The sequence below is a fragment of the Neoaquamicrobium sediminum genome (assembly GCF_040970315.1).
Classification (GTDB): domain Bacteria; phylum Pseudomonadota; class Alphaproteobacteria; order Rhizobiales; family Rhizobiaceae; genus Aerobium; species Aerobium sediminum.
Map to the genome: position 1 here is coordinate 343,077 of NZ_JAZHFV010000003.1, position 22,318 is coordinate 365,394.

Below are 22,318 nucleotides of genomic sequence, written 5' to 3' on the forward strand. Positions count from 1 at the left end.
GAGTGACGCGCCAGGCCAGAGCATCAGTCGGCAGGTTCGCCACCTGCCAGCGCCAGCGCCTCCGGCGTGTCGATGTCGAGGCTCGCGGCAGCACCAATCTCGACGTCAATCACAGGCAGCTCGCTGCTTTCGACGATCTGCCGCGCACCGGTGTCGCCCTCGAGCGTCGCCACGGCAGCAAACAGCGACCGTGGCAGGATGACGGGATTGCCGCGCTTCCCGGCATGGGTAGCGCGAATGATCGCATTGCCATGCTCCCGAACGAAAGCCTGCAAGAGCATGTCGATGTGGCCCGAAGTTACCTCCGGCATGTCGCCAAGCGCGACCAACGCACCCGCGGCGTCTTGCGGAAGCGCCGCAATCCCGGTCTTGAGCGAGGACGCCAAACCGCTGGCGTAGCCGGCGTTGTCGACCATGCGCACATCGAAGCTGCCAAGGGCCGCCCTTACGCGATCTCCCTCATGACCGGTGACGACAACGACGCTGCGCACCCCCGAATCTGAAAGCGCTTGAGCCGCATGCCGAACGAGCGGCTGGCCGGAAATCCGTGACAGCAGCTTGTTCGGGCCGCCCATGCGCTGCCCGCGTCCCGCCGCCAGCAGCACCGCATCCACCACAGCCTTGCGTGACGGCCGCGGTTCGCGCGGCTGAGGCCGCGTCTCGATCTCCATCAGAAGGCCGCCGACACCCATGCCGGCGATCTCGCGGTCTCCGATCGGCAGACCGGCCATGATGCGGTCCAGCACCCAGTCGAAACCGTTGAGCTTGGGGCTGCGTGCGCAGCCCGGTGCCCCGACGATCGGCCGCCCATCCAGTTCGCCAAGCACCAGCAGGTTGCCCGGATCGACAGGCATGCCGACACGGCTGACAAAGCCGCCCGCGCCTCTTATCGCTGCCGGGATCACGTCATCAGGGTCCGATACCGCCGATGCCCCGAAGACGATGACCATGTCTGCCTCGCCTTTGAGAGCCGTGATCGCCTCCGCCACCTCTTTGTCGTCGTGCCGCGTACGCGTTTCACGCACGATGACGCTGCCGGAGCGTGCGAGCCGCTCCGCCGTCAGCCGTGCCGTCTTCTCGAGCACACTCGTTTTGACCGACGACAATACGGTCTGTACAAGCCCCACGCACCGGGGCTCAAAGCCGTGCAGTCCTATGACACCCCCGCATCTTGCGATGTCGGCCGCGCGTTCGACCAGCGTTCCGGCCACCGCGAAGGGAATGATCTTCACCGTCGCCAGCATCTGCCCCGCGCTCACGGGCGCGAACTCCGGCAGCGTGGCAAGCGTGATCGCCGGGTGGGTTGTATTGATCGCATCGACGGCGGCGCGGTCGACAACGAACAATCCAGCCTTTTCGGCATGCAGGTTGACGCGGCCGGTCGCCGCGCGCCGCACTTCGATGCCCGGTGCGGCAAGGCCGTCGGCGATCTGCGTTGCAGCGGCATTTTCGTCGAGGTCGCCGGGTTCCAGCACCGCAGCGATGACCTCGTTCAGCCCCGCCGCCTTCATGGCAGCGACATCGTCGGCGCCCAGCACGGTTGCCTTGCGCCAGCTCCGACCTTCCACAGCTACGGAATGGGCGAGTACCGCGCCTTCCGCGTCGTCGAGGCTGATCCGCCCGAACTTCATTCGGTAGCCGCAGCCTCGGCACGTTCGGTGCCGCGCGTGCGCAGGGTCTGCACGATCTGCGCAAGCACCGCGACCGCAATCTCTGCCGGGCTCGACGCAGCGATGTCGAGGCCGATGGGTGCGTGTATTCGGTCGATCTGGGCCTGCGTGGCTCCCTGCGACAGCAGACGCTCAATCCGCTTTGCATGGGTTTTGCGGCTGCCTAGCGCACCGACATAGAAGCACCCGGCCTCGAGCGCGGAGAGCAGCGGAAAGTCGTCGATCTTGGGATCATGCGTCACTGCCGCCAAGGCCGTGAACGCATCAAGAGGCTTTCTTCCCAGCACATCCTGCGGCCACTCGGCATGCAGCTCGACTTCCGGGAACCGTTCCGGCGTCGCGAAAGCGGTGCGCGGATCGATGATTTCAACATCGAAGCCAGCCAGACGCGCCATTGGCGCCAGCGCCTGGCTGATATGCACCGCCCCGACGACGACGATACGCGGTGGTGGCAGATGTGCATTCAGAAACAGTGTGCGCCCATCGACCTCGATCGCCTGCGAACGCCCCGTGCGAAAGGCCTGCCGCGTCGCCTCGCCAAGCCCGCCCGCGACAGTATCGCTCTCGCGCACTATACGGCTCGATCCATCTCCGAGATCAGTCACGAGAATTGCGGCCCTACGGGCGCGGCGCTCGGCGTTCAGCGTGTTCAGAACGGTCGGGTCCATGCTTCAGCCCAGACGCTCGACGAAAACCTTGATGCGGCCGCCGCAAGAAAGCCCTACCTGCCATGCCGTCTCATCGGCGACGCCGAATTCCAGCATGCGCGGCGTTCCGGAAGAGATGATGTCGACCGCCTCCGCCACCACGGCACCCTCGACGCAGCCGCCGGACACCGATCCGTGGAAATTGCCGTCTGCGTCGATCACGAGGTGGCTCCCGGCCTGACGGGGCGCGGAGCCCCAGGTCTCGACGACCGTGGCGATCGCCACGTCCTTGCCTTCGTTCTTCCATTCCTCCGCGATCATCAGCGGATCGCGTGCTTCGTCGGGTGTCGCAACCTGGGTCATTGGAAGCCTCCAGCCGTAATATGGTCACGCAGGCGCCTACCTGCCAAGACCCAGCCATTGCCGTGGGTCTGCTTCGCGCGAGCGGGAGGCCGAAAGCGCCTGCACGAGATCGGACAACGCCTCCAGCGAATGGACGGGCCGGAACTCGTCGACATGCGGCAGCATCGCCCGCACGCCCCGCGCACGCGCCTCGAACCCGTCGAAACGTAGCAGCGGGTTGAGCCATATGAGCCGACGACAGGACCGCTTCAATCGCGCCATCTCCTGTTCGAGCAGCACGGTATCCTCGCGTTCCAGCCCATCGGTTATGAGAAGCACGATGGCGCCCTGCCCCAGCACACGCCGCGACCATTGATGGTTGAATGTGCGCAGCGTCTCGCCGATGCGCGTGCCGCCCGACCAGTCTTTCACAGACGCCGCGCACTCGGCCAGCGCCTCGTCGGGATCGCGCCGGCGTAACTGCCGCGTCAGGTTCGTCAGCCGCGTGCCGAAGACGAATGTGTGAACCCGGCTGCGGCTTTCGCTCAGCGCATGCAGGAAATGCAGGAAGATGCGGCTATACTGGCTCATCGAGCCGGAAATATCGGCCAGCACGACCAACGGCGGGTGAATCTCGCGCACCGAGCGGAATTTCTGCGGGATCAGGTCGCCGCCGGTCCTCAGCGCCGCCTTCATCATGGCACGCGCATCATGGCGCGAACCGTGCGGGTCCGGCCGAAAACGCCGGGTCGCGACGCGGTCATGCGGCAGTTTCAGCCCGGCGATCACGCGTTTCGCTTCGGCAAGTTCACGCGCCGTCATCTGCGCGAAATCCTTCTGTCGCAGGATTTCGTTGCCGGAAACGGTGAAACGCGCGTCGATCTCGATCTCGGGGCGTTCCTGAATCGGCTGGTTCTTGCGATGGCCCTCGAACATCGCGTCGGCAACCCGCGTTTCCGCAGCCCGGCTCTTCTCCCTTTCGCGGCTGTCAGGCGCCACAGGCGAAAACATCGCAATCATCTTTTCGATCAGCTCACGCGATTTCCAGAAAAGCCGGAACGCCTCGTCGAAGGTCGCGTGGTCCTCGCGCCGGTTCACCAGCACGGAATGCAGCGTCCAGTAAAAATCGTCACGCCCGCCAATGCCCGCTGCAAGCACCGCCTCGATGGCGTCTTTAACGGCCGCCGGGCCAACCCGCATGCCCGCTTTGCGCAGGGCGCGGGCAAAATAGACGATGTTGTCGGCGATGCGCCCCTGTGGGTCGGCCGTCGCAGGTATCGTCGTCTCGGCCATCGGAGGCTATTCCGCCGCGGCCAGCTCGGCCTTCACTTCGTCGAGGATGCGGCGTCCCTCGCCCTGCCCGATGCGCGCGATGTCGTCCTGATATTTCAGCAGCACGCCGATCGTGTCCGAAACGGTTTCCGGATCGAGCGCCACCTTGTCGAGCTCGGTCAGCGCGCCGGCCCAGTCCAGCGTTTCGGCAACGCCTGGAGCCTTGAACAGGTCGATCTGGCGAAGCTTCTGGACGAAGGAAACCACTTCGGCCGAAAGCCTCGCATTGGCATGCGGCACCTTGCGATGGACGATTTCCAGCTCGCGCGCAGCGTCCGGGTAATCGACCCAGTGGTAGAGGCAGCGCCGCTTCAGCGCGTCATGAATCTCGCGCGTGCGGTTTGTGGTGATGATGACCAGCGGCGGCTCCGCAGCGCGGATCGTGCCCAGTTCCGGAACCGTCACCTGCCAGTCGGACAGGATTTCCAGCAGGAACGCCTCGAAGGCCTCGTCGGTGCGGTCGAGCTCGTCTATCAGGAAGACGGGTGCCGCACCCTTGTCGCCCGTCAGCGCGTCGAGCACCGGGCGGCGGATCAGGTATTTCTCGGAAAAGACGTTGCGCTCCATCGCCACGCGGCTCGTCTCGCCCGTCGCCTCCTCCATGCGGATTTCGATCATCTGCGCGGCGTAGTTCCATTCATAAACCGCCGACGAGACGTCGAGCCCTTCGTAGCACTGCAGGCGGATCAGCCTGCGACCCAACGCCGACGACAGCACCTTGGCGATCTCGGTCTTGCCGACACCCGCCTCGCCTTCGAGAAACAGCGGCCGCTGCATGCGCAGGCTCAGGAAAAGCACCGTCGCCAGAGCGCGGTCGGCGACATAATCCGCGCCGGCAAGCATCTCGACCGTCTCGTCGATCGATCCCGGCACCGGGCGCGGCTTTGTATCGGCCATGGTCTCTCCGAATGCCCTATCCGAGAATACGGTAGGCGCGTTGGTGATAAATCAGCGGATCAAGGCTACCGCCGATCCGCACACCTGTCACCTTGCCGAACAGCACGCGATGCGTGGCGAAATCCTTCGCCTCGACGAGCTGGCAATCGAACGTGGCAAGCGCGCCGGGCAGGACGGGCGCGCCCGAGGCTTCGGTTTCCCATCGGGCTAGCGCAAAGCGCTCTTCCTGCGACAGGCCGGTAAGGCCGGAGAACGCGTCGGCGAGCGCGCGTTGCTCCGTCGCCAGCGTGTTCAGCGCGAAAACGCCGTTCTGTGCAAAGCAGTCATTGTCCGTCTTGACGCGATTGAGGCAGACCAGGATCGTCGGCGGATCGTCCGAGACGGAACATGCGGCGATCACCGTCACGCCGCGCCGCCCATAAGGGCCGTCGGTCGTCACCACGTGGACCGCACCCGCAAAACGGCTCATCGCCTCGCGATAAAGCCGTGGCTCAACAGCATTCTTCTTCAGCACCGCGTTTCCCGCATTTTCATCCCGACCGCATATAGGTTCCGGCGAGCATGCAACCAAGCGCCGCACCGACCCCTGCCCCGCTCTAGCCTGTTGCGCCCTCACCCGCCAGCCTTTACCAAGTTGACGCACTTTCCACGAATTGACGGCGTCGGCAAAGCTTCATGCGTCACTCCCTCCCATCACTGCTACTGGCTTGCGTCGTAACGTTGGCCGGCATCGGTCATGCGGCGGCCGCGCGCATCGGGCTTGCCGCGCCTCTCGAGGGACCGCTGGCGCTGCTGGGTCAGCAGATGCGCGACGGCGCGCAGATCGCAGCGCGCCTGGGTGGCCAACAACTGATCGTTGAAGACGACGCCTGCGATGCACCCGGCGGAGAGCGCGCTGCCCGCGCCTTCATAGAGGCCGAAGTCCAGATCGCCGTCGGCTTTCTTTGCTCGGAAGCGCTGGAATCGGCATTACCGCTGCTGCGCGACGCCGGCATTCCCGTCGTAACGTCGGGCGTGCGTAACAGCGGGATTACCGATCGCCGCACCCGCGAGGGCTGGCTCGTGTGGCGCGCGGCACCACGCGCCGATGCCGAACTCGCCGCCGTCGCGGACATTCTCGTTTCGCGCTGGCGCGACGAACTCTTCGCCATCGTCGACGATGGAACGATCTACGGGCGTGAGTTGGCCGAGTCGCTTCGGCTCGCCGTGGAACTGGCGGGCCTCAAACCTGTATTCGTCGATACGTACCGTCCCCAATCGGACAACCAGGTCGGATTGGTGGGGCGGCTGCGCCGGGCAGGTGCCACTCATATCTTCGTCGGTGGTGAGAGCGACGACGTCGCCATCATCGAGCGCGATGCGGCAGGCCTCGACTACGAACCGACGATTGCCGGCGGAGACGCGTTGCGCGCTGCCGGCGAGATTCCGCTGGCGCCTGGAACGTTGATGATCGGCATGCCGGAATGGGCGGAGATGCTGGACGAGGAAGCTGTTGAGCGTTTTACGGAGGCAGGCATCGTACCTGAAGGTTACGTGGTTCCCTCCTACGTCTCCGTTGAGATCGCCATACAGGCTCTAGCCACTGCCGACGCCGAGAGCAGGCCAATCGCGGATGTCCTGTCTGCAGGCGGTTTCGATACCCTCATCGGCACGCTTTCCTTCGACGACAAGGGCGATCTGTCGGAGAACCTGTTCCAGCTCCTCCGTTACGACGGCGAGCGCTTTCTTCCCGTAGAGTGATCGTATGCCTTTCCGGACCGGACCGAAGAACCTCATCACCGATGTCGCCGGCTTGCGCGTCGGCAATGCGGCGGACTGGCGCCTCAAGACCGGTGTAACCGTCGTCGTTCCCGACCGCCCTGCCGTCGCGGCCGTTCAGGTTCTGGGCGGCGCGCCGGGCACGCGCGAAACCGATGCGCTGGAGCCCCATAATTCGCTGAAGGAAATCCATGCGCTGGTCCTTTCAGGCGGCTCGGCCTTCGGGCTGGACGCGGCCTCAGGTGTGCAGGCCGCACTGCGCGAGGACGGAGTGGGCGTCGAGGTGCGCGGCCAGCGGGTCCCCATCGTGCCGGCGGCCATCCTGTTCGACCTGATCAATGGCGGCGACAAGGAGTGGGGCCGCTACCCGCCTTATCGCGACCTCGGCTACGTAGCGGCACGCAACGCATCCGTCGATTTTGAGCTCGGCAGCACGGGCGCCGGCTGCGGCGCACTGTCCTCCGGCCTCAAGGGCGGGCTCGGCTCGGCCTCGACCATTCTCACTAACGGGATCACGGTCGGCGCTCTGGTCGCGGCCAATCCCGTTGGGTCCGTCACAGTCGGCCATTCGGCGCATTTTTGGGCGGCACCTTTCGAGATCGGCGACGAGTTCGGCGGACTGGGCCTGCCCTCGCCGCTGCCGCCAGACGCAGCCGACATACGCTGGAAGTTCGACGCGGAACCGCAACCGGGCGGCAACACCACGATTGCGGTCATCGCCACCGATGCGGTCCTCACCAAGGCGGCAGCTAAAAGGCTCGCGGTCGCCGCCCACGACGGTTTCGCGCGCGCCATCTGGCCTGCCCATACGCCAGCCGACGGCGATCTCGTCTTCGCGCTTTCGACCGGCGCCAGCGGCATCGAGCTGGATGAACTCGGCGCAATGGAGCTTTCAGCGGTGGCAGGCTCAACGATGGCACGCGCGATCGCGCGCGGTGTTCACGCCGCCACCCCCGCCGAAAACGATCTCTTTCCCGTCTGGAGCTCGCGCCGCGGCTGAATGGCTTGCCGTTTGCACGTTTGCGGGCCATCCTCATCCTGAAAGCCGACGGAGCGCCCCGATGAGACTGTTCGCAGCCATTGCCATCTTTACCGCCACTCAGTTCTGCGCCGTATCAGCGCGCGCCGGGGACACGGCCGAACTCAACATTCTCGGCTTCACCGCAAATGGCGGCGTCTTCGCGTTCGAGGAGTTCGGTATCCAGGACGGCTCGGGCTTCCCTTATGCCAACCGGTTCTACATCGACACGGCAACGGACAGCTTCCTGCCCGGCACGCCGATCCGCGTGCGCATCGATGACGAAACCGCGTCCCTAGACGACGCGCGCGCAAAGGCGCGTTCGCAGGGCGAGGCGATCGCATCGCAGGCCGAGCTCAAGGCCAATCGTGGCCTCACCGCGGGTGCCAGCCCGGTCACGGAACTGTCCGGCGATCCTCACCGTATGGCGGTCAATCCACGCGCTGTCTTCCCGGTAATCGATACGCCGCTCGAGCTGCGTCTCGAGGAATTCGCGCTTGAAGGTCCTGAACTCTGCGAATCCTTCGGCACCGTGATGGGCTACCGCCTGATCCGGGTCGGCGTCGCGCCTGGCGAAGCCGCATCGCTCTTGCATGAGGACACATCCATTCCTTCCAGCCGCAACTGCCCGCTCGGCTATCGCATCGGAGCGGTCCAGACATTCTTCCCCGAAGGCGGCGATCCGGTCTTCGCAGCGCTGATCGCGGTCCGCTCCGTCGGCTTCGAGGGACCGGATCACCGCTGGATAGCGGTGCCGGGCAAACTCTGAGCGAACTGCCGCGTTGAGGAATCCGCGCGGCTCTGTTAGGGAGCGCGCATCCTTCCCACGCAGTCAGGACGAGCCTCATGATCCCGCGCTATTCGCGACCCGAAATGGTTTCCATCTGGTCGCAGGAAACCAAGTTCAGGATCTGGTTCGAGATCGAGGCCTACGCCTGCGACGCGCTGGCCGAACTCGGTGTCATCCCGAAGGAAGCAGCCAGGACGATCTGGGAAAAAGGCGGCGCGGCGAAATTCGACGTCGAGCGCATCGACGAGATCGAGCGGGAGACCAAGCATGACGTCATCGCCTTCCTCACCCACCTTGCCGAATTTGTCGGTCCGGATTCGCGTTTCATCCATCAGGGCATGACATCGTCCGACGTGCTCGACACCTGCCTCTCGGTGCAGCTTTCGCGCGCGACCGACCTGCTGCTGGCCGATCTCGACGCGCTGCTGGCGGCGCTCAAGAAGCGCGCTTTCGAGCACAAGGACACCGTTACCATCGGCCGCAGCCACGGCATCCATGCCGAGCCGACGACCTTCGGCGTCAAGCTGGCGCAGGCCTACGCGGAGTTCGAGCGGTGCCGCGAGCGCCTCGTGCATGCCCGCGCCGAAATCGCCACCTGCGCCATTTCCGGTGCGGTCGGCACCTTCGCCAACATCGATCCGCGCGTCGAGGAACATGTCGCCGAAAAGCTCGGTCTGACGCCCGAGCCGGTGTCGACGCAGGTCATCCCCCGCGATCGCCACGCGATGTTCTTCGCCACGCTCGGCGTCATCGCCTCGTCGGTCGAGCGGCTGGCAACCGAAATCCGCCATCTGCAGCGGACGGAAGTGCTTGAAGCCGAGGAATATTTCTCACCCGGTCAGAAGGGCTCGTCGGCCATGCCGCACAAGCGCAATCCGGTCCTGACAGAGAACTTGACCGGCCTCGCCCGTCTGGTGCGCGGCATGGCGCTGCCTGCGATGGAAAACGTAGCGCTCTGGCACGAGCGCGACATCTCGCATTCGTCGGTTGAGCGCATGATCGGGCCGGATGCCACGATCACCCTCGATTTCGCGCTGGCGCGGCTGACAGGCGTGGTCGAGAAGCTCCTTGTCTACCCGGACAACATGCTGAAAAACATGAACAAGTTCCGCGGGCTGATCCACTCCCAGCGGGTGCTGCTGGCGCTTACGCAGGCTGGCGTTTCACGCGAGGATTCCTACCGTCTCGTCCAGCGCAACGCGATGAAGGTGTGGGAGCACGGGGCGGACTTCCTCGAGGAGTTGCTGGCCGACGCCGACGTTCGCGCCGCACTGCCGGAAGACGTCCTTCGTGAGAAATTCGACCTCGGCTACCACACCAAGCACGTCGACACGATTTTCAAGCGCGTTTTCGGCGAAAGCTGAGGGTTGCACCGCCGGGCGGTGCGTCCTCCGAGGCTCGCTCCGCTCGCACCTCAGGATGAGGGATGTTGTGCATCAACCCCGGCAAACTCGCGGGCTTGAGGGCTGTTTTGTTGATATGCCTCGAGCCCGCCACGTTGCGGGTTCGACCAGACCACCGTCCTCATCGTTGCGGGTTCGACAGACCACCGTCCTCATCCTGAGGTGCGAGCGCAGCGAGCCTCGAAGGACGCACGACATATTCCTCTCGCCGGTGCAGCATTACCCGGCGGGCAGCACCCTGATTTCGTTGCCCCAAGGGTCGCGCGAAGCGGTTTCCGCCGTTGCGTCCTTCGATAACAGCTCCACGAAGCCAAGCCCGGTTCGATCCATTTCACGCGGCCCTGCGCCCCTGCTCCGCCAGGAATTGGCCCCGATATGGTGGTGATAGCCGCCTGAAGACAGGAACACCGCCTGCCCGCCAAGGCTCTGCATCGTGTCGAAACCCTGCTCTTCCCTCCACCATTGTTCGGCGGTCGTGGCGTCGCCGACGCGCAGATGCACATGGCCGACCACCGTTTTGTCAGGCGCAGCCTTCCATTCGGGCTCGTCGCTTGAAAGTTCGCCAATGAGATTGGCGACGTCGAGGGCATCGGTGGCCATCCGCACCGACGGACCGTCGAAAATCCAGTTTTCGCGCGGCCGGTCGGCATAAATCTCGATGCCGTTGCCTTCGGGGTCGGTCAGGTAGATCGCCTCGCTCACCAAGTGGTCTGAGGCACCGTCCACCGGAATGCGTGTATCGATGGCATGTCGGGTCCAGCGCGCGAGATCCTTGCGCGTCGGCAGCAGAAAGGCCGTGTGGAAAAGTCCCGCGGAACGCGGATCATCCTGACGAAGCGCCGACCATTCCTCGATTTCAAGCAATTCACGATCGCCGGCGCCAAGCACGACGACATTGCCGGCACGGCGAAGCTCCGTAAGGCCGAGGACCGATTTGTAGTAATCGGCAACACGCGAGCCGTCGCGCGCCATCAGTCCGACGCGGCCGATACTCACCGGGGTGGTGGCCGCAAAGGGAAGGTTTTCCATTGCTGTCTCCGTTCGGGCCGGCAAGGCGCTTGCTGTGACTGCAAGCGCGGCGATGCCGCCCGTCATCTGGCGTCTCGTGAGTTTCATCCGTCAATGTCCCGCGAGACGTTGTTGGTCGCAGCAAAGATCGTGCGCCGGCATGGGATGCGCAAGCATGCTTCGGGCGACACGCCGTTCACTCACCGGCGACGGTTGCAACCGGCCGGCAGGCTCGCTACATGGCCGGCCATGAAGGTCAAGGACGCAGACATACTCATCATACCGGGCTACACCAACTCGGGGCCCGACCACTGGCAATCGCGCTGGGAACAGAAGCTGTCGACCGCCCGCCGCGTCGAGCAGGCCGAATGGTCCAAGCCGGTGCGCGACGACTGGGTGGCGGCCACGGCCCGCGCCATCGACCAGGCCGATCGCCCCGTCGTGCTGGTCGCCCACTCGCTCGGCATCCCGACGGCAATCCATGCACTTGCTGAAAGCGGCAAGGCGGTGGCCGGCGCGTTCTTCGTCGCCCCGCCCGATGTTGCCAACCCATCGATCCGCCCGAAGCACCTGATGACGTTCGGGCCCTATCCGCGCGATCCACTGCCGTTTCCGTCGATCACCGTCGCCAGCCGCAACGACCCGTTCTGCAAGTTCGAGGTTGCAGAGGATATTGCGGCCGCCTGGGGTTCGCTATTCATCGACGCCGGCGAATCCGGTCACCTGAACGCGGAATCGGGCCATGGTCCGTGGCCGGAAGGCTCGCTGACCTTCGCGCATTTCATGTCGAGGCTCTGAGCGGCTATTTGATCGACGTCCGTGCGGCTTCGATCAGCATGCCTGCGCCCAATGCCATGTAGCGCGCCTCGTTGCCCATCGCGATCAGCCTGAAGCCCATTTCGACATAGCGGCCGACAAGCGTCGGATCGACGACGTAGATCGCGGCATGCTTGCCGGCGGCCCGCGTGCGCCTGCCGATGTCGCCGATCGCCTGCATCATGTCTTCCAGGCCGGGGTTCATCGTTTCGCCGTTGCTCCAGGCGATCGAAAAGTCAGACGGCCCCACAAGCACCCCGTCGATGCCCGGCACGGCCAGAATATCGTCCAGGATGGCGAGTGCCTCGCGCGTCTCGATCATCGCAAGCGCAAGCGTGTCGGCATTGGCATTGGCCAGCCAGGCCGCCGAATCGGCAGTCTTTCCGCGCGACATCGCATAGGTCGGCCCCCACGAACGCTGGCCGACTGGCGGATATTTCATCGCCGCGGCGAAGAGCCTGGCATCCTCCAGCGAATTGACCATCGGCGCGATGACGGCTTCGGCCCCGAAATCGAGCGCGCGACTGGCCATGTCGAACCGCCCCACGGGAATGCGCACAAGGCCCGGCTTGCCGGCCGCCGTGATCGGCAGCAGCGCACGCAGAACGCTGTCCTCGTGGTGCCCTCCATGCTGCATGTCGAGCGTCACCGCATCGAATGGCCCGCCGGCCAGAGCCTCCACGGTGAAGGCGTCGGGAACCCCGGACCAGGCGGTGAATACGGTTTCGCCTGCTGACAGGCGCGATGCGAGCGACATGAATGAGAAATCCTCGTGGCGTGGGGCCCGATTGAACCAGATCGCCGACCACGGGGCAAAGAAAAACCGCCCGGCAAGCGGGCGGTTCTTCATACATCGCGATCGTGGTTCAGGACTTACGGACCTGTTCGATCGCCTGATCGAGCAGTTCGTCCATGGTCCGGCGAATCTGGTGATCCGACTGGTCGACACCCGCGTCGTCGAAATCCTTGCGCACCTTGCGGAAGACATCGTGATCGCCCGCTTCCTCGAAGTCGGAGTTGATCACTTCCTTCGCATAGGCCTCGGCGGCTTCGCCCGTCTTGCCCAGCTTCTCGGCAGCCCACAGGCCCAGCATCTTGTTGCGGCGGGCCATGGCGCGGAACTTCAGTTCCTCGTCGTGGGCAAACTTGTTTTCGAATGCCTTCTTGCGGTCGTCCATGCTGGCCATAGGTGCATCCTCCGGCTGGGCGTCGAATCCGGACGCCGAATTATGTTCCAGTTCCTCAAATCAAATGGCTGCCCCGCGGTCAATACGCAGTTGGCCTTCGCCGCTGCGGCATTTGGCGTTGGATAGGTCGACAGCCGGGGAAATGCCGATTGAGGAAACCGTGCGATTGCGCTAGAGAGCCGCTATATTCCGCAAGCCTGAGCCACGCGGGCCTCGCAACAGGAGCCCTGCCCCGCACGGCTCGCAAGACAGAGATCGCCATGAACCGTCGCCGACGCATTTACGAAGGCAAGGCAAAGATCCTCTATGAAGGACCCGAGCCTGGCACCCTGATCCAGTTCTTCAAGGACGACGCCACCGCCTTCAACAAGAAGAAACACGAGGTGGTAGACGGCAAGGGCGTGCTCAACAACCGCATTTCCGAGCACATCTTCACCCACCTCAACCGCATCGGCATCCCGACCCACTTCATCAAGCGGCTCAACATGCGCGAGCAGTTGATCAAGGAGGTGGAGATCGTCCCGCTCGAGGTGGTGGTGCGCAACATCGCCGCCGGCTCCCTCGCCAAGCGGCTGGGCATCGAGGAAGGCACAGTTCTGCCGCGCTCGATCATCGAATTCTACTACAAGGCCGACGCGCTGGACGACCCAATGGTCTCCGAAGAGCACATCACGGCCTTCGGCTGGGCGAGCCCCCAGGAAATCGACGACATCATGGCGCTCGCCATCCGCGTCAACGACTTCCTGTCGGGCCTCTTCCTCGGTGTCGGCATCCAGCTCGTTGACTTTAAGGTCGAGTTCGGCCGCCTCTACGAAGGCGACATGATGCGGATCATTCTCGCCGACGAGATTTCGCCCGATTCATGCCGTCTCTGGGATACCGCCACCAACGACAAGCTCGACAAGGACCGTTTCCGCCGCGACATGGGCGGCCTCGTCGAAGCCTATCAGGAGGTGGCCCGCCGCCTCGGCATCATGAACGAGAACGAGCCGCCTCGCCCGACAGGACCTGTTCTCGTCTCGTCCAAGCCCGACAAGGGCAGCGTCCACTAACCGCCGGGAAACGTGCAGATATGATCAAGGCCCGAGTGACCGTCACCCTCAAGAACGGCGTCCTCGACCCGCAGGGCAAGGCAATCGAGGGCGCGCTCGGCGCGCTCGATTTTTCCGGCGTCGCCTCGGTGCGCCAGGGCAAGGTCTTCGACCTCGAACTGGAAGGGGCCGACCGCTCCAAGGCCGAGGCCGACCTCAAAGCGATGTGCGAGAAGCTGCTCGCCAACACGGTGATCGAAAACTATCAGGTGGAGATCGCTTGAGGTGAAAGCCGCCGTCGTCCTTCTCCCAGGCCTCAATCGCGACCGCGACATGATCGCGGCCTTGACCAAGATCGGCGGCAAGCCGCCCCGGACCGTCTGGCAGACCGACACCGAGATCCCGGATGTCGACCTGATCGTCATTCCGGGGGGCTTCTCCTTCGGCGATTACCTGCGCTGCGGCGCGATCGCCGCGCGCATGCCGGTCATGCGCGCCGTCGCCGAGCAGGCAAAACGCGGCGTCATGGTGATGGGCGTCTGCAACGGCTTCCAGATTCTGCTCGAAGCCGGCCTGCTGCCGGGCGCGTTGATGCGCAACGCATCGCTGAAATTCGTCTGCCGCGAAGTGAAGCTTCAGGTCGCAAACGCCAACACCGCCTTTACGAGCGGCTACGCACCGGGCCAGATCATCCGCTGCCCCGTCGCGCACCACGACGGCAACTATTTCGCCGATCCGGAAACGCTCGCCCGCATCGAGGGCGAAGGCCAGGTCGTGTTCCGCTATGCCGAGGGGACCAACCCCAACGGCTCGATCAACGACATTGCCGGCATCGTGAGCGGGACCGGCAACGTGCTTGGCCTGATGCCGCACCCCGAAAACCTGATCGAGGCCGCGCACGGCGGCAACGATGGGCGCGCGCTGTTCGAAAGTGTGCTGGGAGCCGCTGCGTGAAGCTGGCCGCCGGCGTCGCTGTTCTGACCATGCTCGCGCTGGCCGCCGGCTGCCAGTCGCAATCCAGCCAGCCAACTGCACCGAGTACGGGGAAAAGTGCCGCTCTTCGCAACATGGAGCAGGTGGCGATTGCAGCCCATCGTTGCTGGTTTGCCAGCGGCGATCCGACGTTCCGCGACTACAGCTTTGCAAACGAACTGAACTCGTTCAGCGGCAGGCCGCGCTTCCTGCTGGTTCCCAAGGGCAATTTCGGCGGCAAGCCGCTGCTGGTGGTTCAGGCGGAAGGTAGCGCCGGCGCCGTCACCACCTTCGGTCCGCTGCTTGAACAGCAGGACGGCTCGCGTATCGCGGGCGACGTGCGCCGCTGGTCCGGCGGCGACAGCGCCTGCGCCTGAAAACCTAATCCCAGATCGTCCGCCTGGCTTCCTTAGCTGCATCGGGTCGCGAAACGCCGATGTCCCTCAACTGCGCATCGGTCATCTCAAGCAGAAGGCGACGGCTGCGCTGACGCTCGGCGCGAACGCGAATCTCCCGTATCGCGCGCCAGAAGGCGCCGGCGACCCGGCGTAGATACTCTTGCCTCCAGCGGCGCAGAGTGACGATCTCTGGCGCATTGTTCTTCTGCATTGCATGAATTGTCTTCATTGTGCCAGTCCTTGGTCCAAGCCGCGCTTGATGGCCGGATGCGGTATTTGGATTGACTCCCAATGGGGTGCAATATACTAAATTGACACCATGACAAATTGGCTCCCAGACCTCTCGCACGGCTCCGGCCCGCTTTATGCGCGTCTGGCCGACCGCATCGAGGCCGATATCGGCCGGGGCGTCCTGCCGTCTGGCGCCAAGCTGCCGCCGCAGCGCGACCTCGCCTACGATCTCGGTGTGACTATCGGAACCGTGGGCCGTGCCTACGGTCTGCTGCGCGAGCGCGGGCTCGTCAGCGGCGAGGTCGGGCGCGGCACATATGTTCTCGGCCATGGCGAACCCGATGCGGTTCCAATACCGATCTCCTTGGGTGGCACACGCAGCGCCGTTCCCGGCGAAGACAAGCTGCGCATGGACAGCACCGCAGCGCCCGAGGTGGGCCAGGCATCGATCATCGGCGAGCTTGGTCACCAGATCGTCCGTCAGTATCCTGATGCCATCGTGAACTATGTGCGGGCCCCTGCTCCCGATTGGCTCGACGCGGGAACCCGCTGGCTGACGACGGGCGCGTGGCGGCCGTCGCCGGATACGATCGTTCCTACGCTCGGTGGGCATGCGGCGATCCTGGCCGTCATCGCCGCCGTGACGGCGCCGGGCGACCGGATTGCCTTCGACCAGCTCACCTATTCGTCGATCGCGCGCAGCGCCAACCTCATCGGCCGGCGCATCGTCTCCATCGGTGCTGATGGCGACGGCACCGACCCCGGCGATTTCGAAAGGCTCTGCGCGCAGCAGCACCCGAAGCTGGCCTTCCTGATTCCCGGTCTGCACAATCCGACCCTCACGGTCATGCCCGAAAGCCGCAGGCGGGCGATCGTTGAAATCGCACGCAAGCACAATGTCTGGCTGGTGGAAGACGCCATCTATGCCGCTCTGCTCGAAGAACAGCCGGTTTCGATCGCTGAATTGGCCCCGGAGCGGACGTTTCACGTCGGCGGCCTGTCCAAGACGGTCGCCGCAGGCGTTCGCGCCGGCTGGGTCGCGTGCCCGCCGCACATGGCTCCACGCGTCCAGGTCGCCTACAAGATGCTGACCGGCGGAAACCCGTTTCTGATGTGCGAGCTTGCGGCGCGCCTTGTGCTTTCGGGTGAGGCCGATGCAATCCGCTCGCGTGTCTCCGCAGAGCTTCAGCTGCGCGAAAAGCTCGCCCGCGAGCGCCTTGCCGGTCACGACTTTGCCTCCCACGGTCACGCGCCGTTCCTGTGGTTGAAACTGGCGGAGCCATGGCTTTCCGGAACCTTCCGACAGGCTGCCGCCAACGAGGGTGTGCTGATCGACGACGAGGACGAATTCAAAAGCGGTCGCACCGAGCAGGTTTACCATCGCGTGCGCGTCGGCTTTTCGTCGCTGCCGCGTGCCGACGCCGAGGACGGTTTTGACCGACTGCGCTCGCTGCTCGACAATCCGATGGCGGGTTACGACAGCTACGGCTGAACGCCCCGCACCCAGACGCAGCAATTTCTGCGGTTTTCGACGTTTTTCGGCTCCAGACGACTGTATCCTTGCAGCCGCACGCGCTATGGGGAGCCCTGAGACTCATCAGGCCTTCTCACCGGAACCGACCGCTGCCTATGACCATCCCCAACGACGTCAAGATCACGCCGGAACTCGTTGCCGCACACGGCCTCAAGCCGGACGAATATCAGCGCATCCTCGACCTGATCGGCCGCGAGCCGAGCTTCACGGAGCTGGGCATCTTCTCGGCGATGTGGAACGAGCACTGTTCCTACAAATCCTCGAAGAAGTGGCTGCGGACCCTGCCGACCTCCGGCCCGCGCGTCATCCAGGGTCCCGGTGAAAATGCCGGCGTTGTCGACATCGGCGACGGGCAGGCCGTGGTCTTCAAGATGGAGAGCCACAACCACCCCTCCTATATCGAGCCCTATCAGGGCGCGGCCACCGGCGTCGGCGGCATCCTGCGCGACGTGTTCACCATGGGCGCGCGCCCGGTCGCTGCCATGAACGCACTACGCTTCGGCGAACCTGACCATCCCAAGACCCGCCACCTCGTTTCAGGCGTGGTCGCCGGCGTCGGCGGCTACGGCAATTCGTTCGGCGTCCCGACGGTGGGCGGCGAAGTGCAGTTTGACGCCCGCTATAACGGCAACTGCCTCGTCAATGCCTTCGCCGCGGGCCTCGCCGACACGGATGCGATCTTTTATTCGAAGGCATCGGGCGTCGGGCTCCCCGTTGTCTATCTCGGCGCCAAGACCGGCCGCGACGGCGTCGGCGGCGCGACGATGGCGTCGGCCGAGTTCGACGAATCCATCGAGGAAAAGCGCCCGACGGTGCAGGTTGGCGATCCGTTCACCGAAAAATGTCTGCTGGAGGCCTGCCTCGAGCTGATGGCCTCCGGCGCGGTCATCGCCATTCAGGACATGGGAGCGGCGGGCCTCACCTGCTCCGCCGTCGAAATGGGCGCCAAGGGCGACCTCGGCATCCGTCTCGATCTCGACAGGGTGCCGGTGCGCGAGGAGCGCATGTCGGCCTACGAGATGATGCTGTCGGAAAGCCAGGAGCGCATGCTCATGGTGCTGCGACCGGAAAAGGAGCAGGAAGCCGAAGCGATCTTCCGCAAATGGGGTCTCGATTTCGCGATTGTCGGCGAGACCACCGACGACCTGCGCTTCCGCGTCTTCCATCAGGGCGAGGAGGTCGCGGACCTTCCGATCAAGGAACTGGGCGACGAAGCGCCCGAATACGATCGGCCGTGGGTGGAGCCGAAGGTCCCTGCCCCGCTTTCGGGCGGCGATCTGCCGAATATCGACATCGCCGATGCGCTTCTCTCGCTGCTCGGCTCGCCGAACCAGTCGTCACGCCGCTGGGTGTGGGAACAGTACGACACGCTGATTCAAGGCAATTCGCTGCAGCTCCCGGGCGGCGATGCTGGCGTCGTGCGCGTCGAAGGCCACGAAACGAAGGCGCTTGCCTTCTCGTCCGACGTCAATCCCCGCTATTGCGAGGCAGATCCTTTCGAGGGCGGCAAGCAGGCCGTGGCCGAATGCTGGCGCAACCTCAGCGCCACCGGTGCGCTGCCGCTGGCTGCGACCGACAATCTCAATTTCGGCAATCCCGAGCGGCCCGAAATCATGGGGCAGCTTGTGCATGCCATCAAGGGCATCGGCGAAGCCTGCCGCGCCCTGGAATTCTCGATCGTTTCGGGCAATGTCTCGCTCTACAACGAGACCAGCGGCCGCGGCATCTTGCCGACCCCGACCATAGGCGGCGTGGGGCTCATCGACGACTGGTCGAAGATGGCGCGCGTCGGCTTCGCCGCCGAGGGCGAAGCCATCGTGCTGGTCGGCGCGCCGGGACCGTGGGGCGGTCATCTCGGCCAGTCTGCGCTGCTGCGCGACGTTCTCGGGCGCCGCGAAGGCCCGCCGCCGCCTGTGGACCTGGCCCATGAAAAGCGCGCAGGCGACTTCGTTCGCGAGCTGATCCGCAGCGGCATCGCGACCGCGTCGCACGACTGTTCAGACGGCGGGCTCGCCGTCGCGCTCGCCGAAATGGCGATGGCCTCCGGCATCGGCGCCGAGATCACCGCGCCGGAAGGCAATGCGGTCGAAGTGTTCTTCGGCGAGGATCAGGGGCGCTACGTGCTCACGATGCCCGAACACGCATTCGCCGCGCTCGCCGCCGAACCCGGCATCGCCTGTGTGCGGATCGGCACGACCGCCGGCGCATCCTTGAAGCTCGGCATGGCGCGTGCCATATCGGTAGCAGAACTGAAGACGGCGCACGAAGGCTGGTTTCCGGCTTTCATGGGGCAGTAAACGGGGTATTTGCAATGGCAATGGACGCGCACGAGATCGAACGGCTGATCAAGGAAGGCATTCCGGACGCCGTCGTCACGATCCGCGATCTTGCCGGCGACGGAGACCACTATGCCGCCGAAGTCGTCGCCGAAAGCTTCCGTGGCAAAAGCCGCGTGCAGCAGCACCAGATGGTCTACGAAGCGCTGAAAGGCAACATGGGTGGTGTGCTTCATGCCCTGGCGCTGCAGACCAGCATACCTGACTGAACATTGCGCCCCGCACGCTTGTGCAATAGATAGGGGCAAGCCAAACATTCCGCCGGGCCTTGAACCCGGCCAGAAAGGACGAGCCAGATGAGCGAGATCGCCGGATTCATCGACAACGAAGTCAAGAGCAACGACGTGGTGCTTTTCATGAAGGGCACACCCGGCTTCCCGCAGTGCGGCTTTTCGGGTCAGGTGGTGCAGATCCTCGACTACCTCGGCGTCGACTACAAGGGCGTCAACATTCTGACGTCCGACGAACTTCGCCAGGGCATCAAGGACTATTCCAACTGGCCGACGATCCCGCAGCTTTATGTGAAGGGCGAATTCGTCGGCGGTTGCGACATCATCCGCGAGATGTTCCAGGCCGGAGAGCTTCAGGGCTTCATGACCGAAAAGGGCGTCACCGTCCGCGGCGCAGCCTGACGCGCCTCTAATTATATCCGAATCCCGGCTTTCCGGGGTTCCACGACGAGCATGCGCCGGTCCGCCGGCGCATTTCTTTTTTCGATCATCGTCTGGAACAATCGCCATGGACCAAACAACCTCGACGGCGCCAACGCCGGCGCTCGCCATCCCGCGCTGGGAACTTATCGCCATCGCCGCCGGGCTCATGGCGCTCAATGCGCTCGCCATCGACATCATGCTGCCGGGCCTGCAGGAGATCGGCGCCAGCCTGGGCGTCGCCGATGAAAACGCGCGCCAGTACGTCATCACCGCCTACATCACCGGTTTCGGCCTCGCCCAGCTTTTCTTCGGTCCGATCTCCGACCGCTTCGGGCGCCGCACACCGCTGCTTGTGGGCCTGTTCGTGTATGTCGGGGCGGCAGCAGTCTGCGTCTTCGTGCCCAGTTTCGCCGGCCTCCTGGCGATGCGTTTCATTCAGGGCCTGGGTGCTGCCTCGACCCGCGTCATCGCGATGTCGGTCGTTCGCGACGTCTATGGCGGGCGCGCCATGGCCGAAGTGATGTCGCTGGTGTTCATGGTGTTCATGATCGTGCCCGTAATCGCCCCGGGCATCGGGCAGGTCATCATGCTGTTTTCGGAATGGCACATGATCTTCGTGTTCATGACGGTCGTTTCGCTTGCGATCACGCTTTGGGTGCTCTTCAGGCTGCCCGAGACCCTCCATGACGAATTCCGCCGCCCGTTTACGGCCAGGGTGATCGCCGACGGTTTCCGCATCGTGCTCACCAACCGCCCCGCGATCTGCTACACGATCGCACTCACCGCGATTTTCGGCGCGCTGTTCGGCTTCATCAATTCGTCCCAGCAGATCTATGTGGGGATTTACGACGTCGGCGCGATGTTCCCGGTCTATTTCGCCGCCGTTGCCGGGCTCATGGCAGTCTCGTCGTTCCTCAATTCGCGGCTGGTCGGCCGTTTCGGCATGCGGCGGCTTGCACACGGCGCCTTGCTGGGCTTCACGGCAGTGACGGCGTTTGCCTTCGTGCTGACCCTGTTCGGCTCGATGCCGTTGTGGGCCTTCGTGACGATTTTCGCGCTGGCTATGGTCCAGTTTTCGTGGATCGGCGCGAACTTCAACGCGTTGGCGATGGAGCCGCTGGGCCATGTCGCCGGCACGGCATCATCCGTCCAGGGCTTTCTGCAGACGGTCGGCGGTGGGCTGATCGGGGCGACGATCGGCCAGGCGTTCGACGGCACGGTCATGCCCATGGCGGCAGGCTATTTCTTTGCCGCCGCCTTCGCGCTCGTCATGGTGCTGATCGCAGAGAAGGGGCGGCTGTTCCAGTCCCAGAATCCGCCAGTTTAGCTGCTGCCGAGCGCAGCGAAATCGAACAACGTGCGGTCGAGCAGATGGCTTGGCCGCACATGGCCGAGCGCCCGGATCATCGTGTCCTTGCGCCCCGGCATCCGGCGTTCGATATCCTCCAGCATCGCTTTCATCGCGTTGCGCTGCAGCCCGTCCTGACTGCCGCACAGGTCGCAGGGAATGATCGGGAACGCCATCGCCTCGGCGAATCGTGCCAGATCCGCCTCGGCGCAGTAGGCGAGCGGTCGCAGGACGGTGAGGTCTCCCTCGTCATTGACGAGCTTGGGCGGCATCGCTGCCAGCCGCCCGCCGTGAAAGAGGTTGAGGAAAAACGTCTCCAGAATGTCCTCGCGGTGGTGTCCCAGCACCAGCGCGGCGCAGCCCTCCTCGCGCGCAACACGGTAGAGATGTCCTCGTCGCAACCGCGAGCACAGCGAACAGTAGGTGCGGTTTTCCGGGATCTTTTCGGTGACGATGGAATACGTGTCCTGATACTCGATCCGGTGCTCGACCCCGATGGAGGTGAGGTAATCCGGCAGGATGTGCTTGGGGAAATTCGGCTGCCCCTGATCCAGATTGCAGGCCAGAAGCTCGACCGGCAGCAGCCCCCGCCATTTGAGATCGAGCAACATCGCCAGCAAGCCATAGGAATCCTTGCCGCCCGAAAGCGCCACCAGCCAGCGTTCGCCCGGCTTCACCATAGAGAAGTCTTCGAGAGCCTGTCGCGTATCGCGCAGCAGCCGCTTGCGGAGCTTGTTGAACTCGACCGACGACGGCGCGTTGCGGAACAGGGCGAAATCGGCCGTAGCGTTTTCCTCGGGTTCCTGCTGTTTCAATTCAAGCGTCTGCATCTCGCCTCGAGGCCTGTTTGCTGATTGGGCCACAAAGCACAGCCGTCCGCGCCGTGCAACGCGGGAGACGGTTGTTGCGGGGATAGCTGGCCGCTGTTAAGAGCCCCGGACGAAGCC

25 protein-coding genes are annotated in these 22,318 nt (G+C 64.4%); 14 read left to right on the top strand and 11 right to left on the bottom strand.

The genetic code is table 11. The features are described from left to right. Positions 1–23: 23 nt before the first annotated feature. From V1479_RS12245 to V1479_RS12270, 6 genes are read right to left on the bottom strand one after another with little or no spacing between them, the layout of a single operon-like run. Positions 24–1,631, bottom strand: coding sequence for an NTP transferase domain-containing protein (locus V1479_RS12245; RefSeq protein WP_368803128.1), 1,608 nt, complete (start codon positions 1,629–1,631; stop codon positions 24–26). Next, a complete protein-coding gene (locus V1479_RS12250; protein WP_368803129.1) occupies positions 1,628–2,338 on the bottom strand; it encodes an XdhC family protein in 711 nt (236 codons plus the stop codon). The genes V1479_RS12245 and V1479_RS12250 overlap by 4 nt, the downstream gene beginning before the upstream one ends. Positions 2,339–2,341: 3 nt before the next feature. Next, positions 2,342–2,680 carry an XdhC family protein gene (locus V1479_RS12255; RefSeq protein WP_368803130.1) on the bottom strand — a complete coding sequence of 113 codons (339 nt, stop codon included), beginning with the start codon at positions 2,678–2,680 and terminating at the stop codon, positions 2,342–2,344. Between the two features lie 36 nt (positions 2,681–2,716). Continuing rightward, the gene (locus V1479_RS12260; protein WP_368803131.1) at positions 2,717–3,952 is read right to left on the bottom strand and encodes a vWA domain-containing protein; all 1,236 of its coding nucleotides are present in this window, start codon (positions 3,950–3,952) and stop codon (positions 2,717–2,719) included. A gap of 6 nt (positions 3,953–3,958) precedes the next feature. Next, complete coding sequence (locus tag V1479_RS12265; RefSeq protein ID WP_368803132.1) at positions 3,959–4,888, bottom strand: AAA family ATPase; 930 nt, start codon at positions 4,886–4,888, stop codon at positions 3,959–3,961. 16 nt (positions 4,889–4,904) lie between these two features. After that, complete coding sequence (locus tag V1479_RS12270) at positions 4,905–5,402, bottom strand: flavin reductase (protein ID WP_368803133.1); 498 nt, start codon at positions 5,400–5,402, stop codon at positions 4,905–4,907. A gap of 161 nt (positions 5,403–5,563) precedes the next feature. Between V1479_RS12270 and V1479_RS12275 the strand changes: the two genes are divergently transcribed. The 4 genes from V1479_RS12275 (at position 5,564) to purB (ending at position 9,818) form a co-directional block, all read left to right on the top strand. Further along, entirely contained in the window at positions 5,564–6,628 is a 1,065-nt protein-coding gene (locus tag V1479_RS12275) for a branched-chain amino acid ABC transporter substrate-binding protein (RefSeq protein WP_368803134.1), read from the top strand. Between the two features lie 4 nt (positions 6,629–6,632). After that, positions 6,633–7,646, top strand: coding sequence for a P1 family peptidase (locus V1479_RS12280; RefSeq protein WP_368803135.1), 1,014 nt, complete (start codon positions 6,633–6,635; stop codon positions 7,644–7,646). A 61-nt stretch (positions 7,647–7,707) separates the two neighbouring features. Next, positions 7,708–8,433 carry a DUF2259 domain-containing protein gene (locus V1479_RS12285; RefSeq protein ID WP_368803136.1) on the top strand — a complete coding sequence of 242 codons (726 nt, stop codon included), beginning with the start codon at positions 7,708–7,710 and terminating at the stop codon, positions 8,431–8,433. 77 nt (positions 8,434–8,510) lie between these two features. Then, positions 8,511–9,818, top strand: coding sequence for an adenylosuccinate lyase (gene purB / locus V1479_RS12290; RefSeq protein WP_368803137.1), 1,308 nt, complete (start codon positions 8,511–8,513; stop codon positions 9,816–9,818). Between the two features lie 258 nt (positions 9,819–10,076). On the opposite strand, the gene V1479_RS12295 is transcribed toward purB, so the two are convergent. Then, entirely contained in the window at positions 10,077–10,973 is an 897-nt protein-coding gene (locus tag V1479_RS12295; protein ID WP_438620520.1) for a VOC family protein, read from the bottom strand. Between the two features lie 141 nt (positions 10,974–11,114). On the opposite strand from V1479_RS12295, the gene V1479_RS12300 reads away from it, so the two are divergent. Beyond that, entirely contained in the window at positions 11,115–11,663 is a 549-nt protein-coding gene (locus V1479_RS12300; RefSeq protein WP_368803289.1) for an RBBP9/YdeN family alpha/beta hydrolase, read from the top strand. Between the two features lie 4 nt (positions 11,664–11,667). On the opposite strand, the gene V1479_RS12305 is transcribed toward V1479_RS12300, so the two are convergent. Both V1479_RS12305 and V1479_RS12310 read right to left on the bottom strand, forming a co-directional pair. Continuing rightward, positions 11,668–12,438: an HpcH/HpaI aldolase family protein gene (locus V1479_RS12305; protein ID WP_368803138.1), complete on the bottom strand. Its 771-nt coding sequence runs from the start codon at positions 12,436–12,438 to the stop codon at positions 11,668–11,670. A gap of 109 nt (positions 12,439–12,547) precedes the next feature. Further along, positions 12,548–12,868: a DUF1476 domain-containing protein gene (locus tag V1479_RS12310; protein ID WP_368803139.1), complete on the bottom strand. Its 321-nt coding sequence runs from the start codon at positions 12,866–12,868 to the stop codon at positions 12,548–12,550. 260 nt (positions 12,869–13,128) lie between these two features. On the opposite strand from V1479_RS12310, the gene purC reads away from it, so the two are divergent. The 4 genes from purC to V1479_RS12330 are packed head-to-tail and all read left to right on the top strand — an operon-like array spanning position 13,129 to position 15,248. Then, positions 13,129–13,920, top strand: coding sequence for a phosphoribosylaminoimidazolesuccinocarboxamide synthase (gene purC / locus V1479_RS12315; RefSeq protein WP_173191627.1), 792 nt, complete (start codon positions 13,129–13,131; stop codon positions 13,918–13,920). A 20-nt stretch (positions 13,921–13,940) separates the two neighbouring features. After that, entirely contained in the window at positions 13,941–14,183 is a 243-nt protein-coding gene (gene purS, locus V1479_RS12320) for a phosphoribosylformylglycinamidine synthase subunit PurS (protein ID WP_368803140.1), read from the top strand. Between the two features lies 1 nt (position 14,184). Beyond that, positions 14,185–14,853, top strand: coding sequence for a phosphoribosylformylglycinamidine synthase subunit PurQ (purQ, locus tag V1479_RS12325; RefSeq protein ID WP_368803141.1), 669 nt, complete (start codon positions 14,185–14,187; stop codon positions 14,851–14,853). A gap of 29 nt (positions 14,854–14,882) precedes the next feature. Beyond that, positions 14,883–15,248 (top strand): hypothetical protein, encoded by a 366-nt coding sequence (locus tag V1479_RS12330; protein ID WP_368803290.1) that lies wholly within the window; start codon positions 14,883–14,885, stop codon positions 15,246–15,248. 4 nt (positions 15,249–15,252) lie between these two features. Here the strand turns inward: V1479_RS12330 and V1479_RS12335 are convergent, their stop codons facing one another. Further along, complete coding sequence (locus V1479_RS12335; RefSeq protein ID WP_368803142.1) at positions 15,253–15,498, bottom strand: DUF1127 domain-containing protein; 246 nt, start codon at positions 15,496–15,498, stop codon at positions 15,253–15,255. A gap of 90 nt (positions 15,499–15,588) precedes the next feature. On the opposite strand from V1479_RS12335, the gene V1479_RS12340 reads away from it, so the two are divergent. The 5 genes from V1479_RS12340 to V1479_RS12360 all read left to right on the top strand — a co-directional run bounded on the left by V1479_RS12340 (position 15,589) and on the right by V1479_RS12360 (position 21,350). Continuing rightward, on the top strand, positions 15,589–16,992 hold the full coding sequence (locus V1479_RS12340; protein ID WP_368803143.1) for an aminotransferase-like domain-containing protein: 1,404 nt from the start codon (positions 15,589–15,591) through the stop codon (positions 16,990–16,992). Between the two features lie 137 nt (positions 16,993–17,129). Further along, on the top strand, positions 17,130–19,331 hold the full coding sequence (purL, locus tag V1479_RS12345) for a phosphoribosylformylglycinamidine synthase subunit PurL (RefSeq protein ID WP_368803144.1): 2,202 nt from the start codon (positions 17,130–17,132) through the stop codon (positions 19,329–19,331). Positions 19,332–19,345: 14 nt separating this feature from the next. Beyond that, positions 19,346–19,579, top strand: a complete 234-nt coding sequence (locus tag V1479_RS12350; protein WP_368803145.1) for a BolA/IbaG family iron-sulfur metabolism protein — start codon at positions 19,346–19,348, stop codon at positions 19,577–19,579. A gap of 87 nt (positions 19,580–19,666) precedes the next feature. Beyond that, positions 19,667–20,002, top strand: coding sequence for a Grx4 family monothiol glutaredoxin (gene grxD, locus V1479_RS12355; RefSeq protein WP_173191637.1), 336 nt, complete (start codon positions 19,667–19,669; stop codon positions 20,000–20,002). Positions 20,003–20,108: 106 nt separating this feature from the next. Then, the gene (locus V1479_RS12360; protein WP_368803146.1) at positions 20,109–21,350 is read left to right on the top strand and encodes a multidrug effflux MFS transporter; all 1,242 of its coding nucleotides are present in this window, start codon (positions 20,109–20,111) and stop codon (positions 21,348–21,350) included. Here V1479_RS12360 and ttcA read toward each other — a convergent pair. Further along, on the bottom strand, positions 21,347–22,201 hold the full coding sequence (gene ttcA, locus V1479_RS12365; protein ID WP_368803147.1) for a tRNA 2-thiocytidine(32) synthetase TtcA: 855 nt from the start codon (positions 22,199–22,201) through the stop codon (positions 21,347–21,349). The genes V1479_RS12360 and ttcA overlap by 4 nt on opposite strands. Between the last annotated feature and the right edge of the window lie 117 nt (positions 22,202–22,318).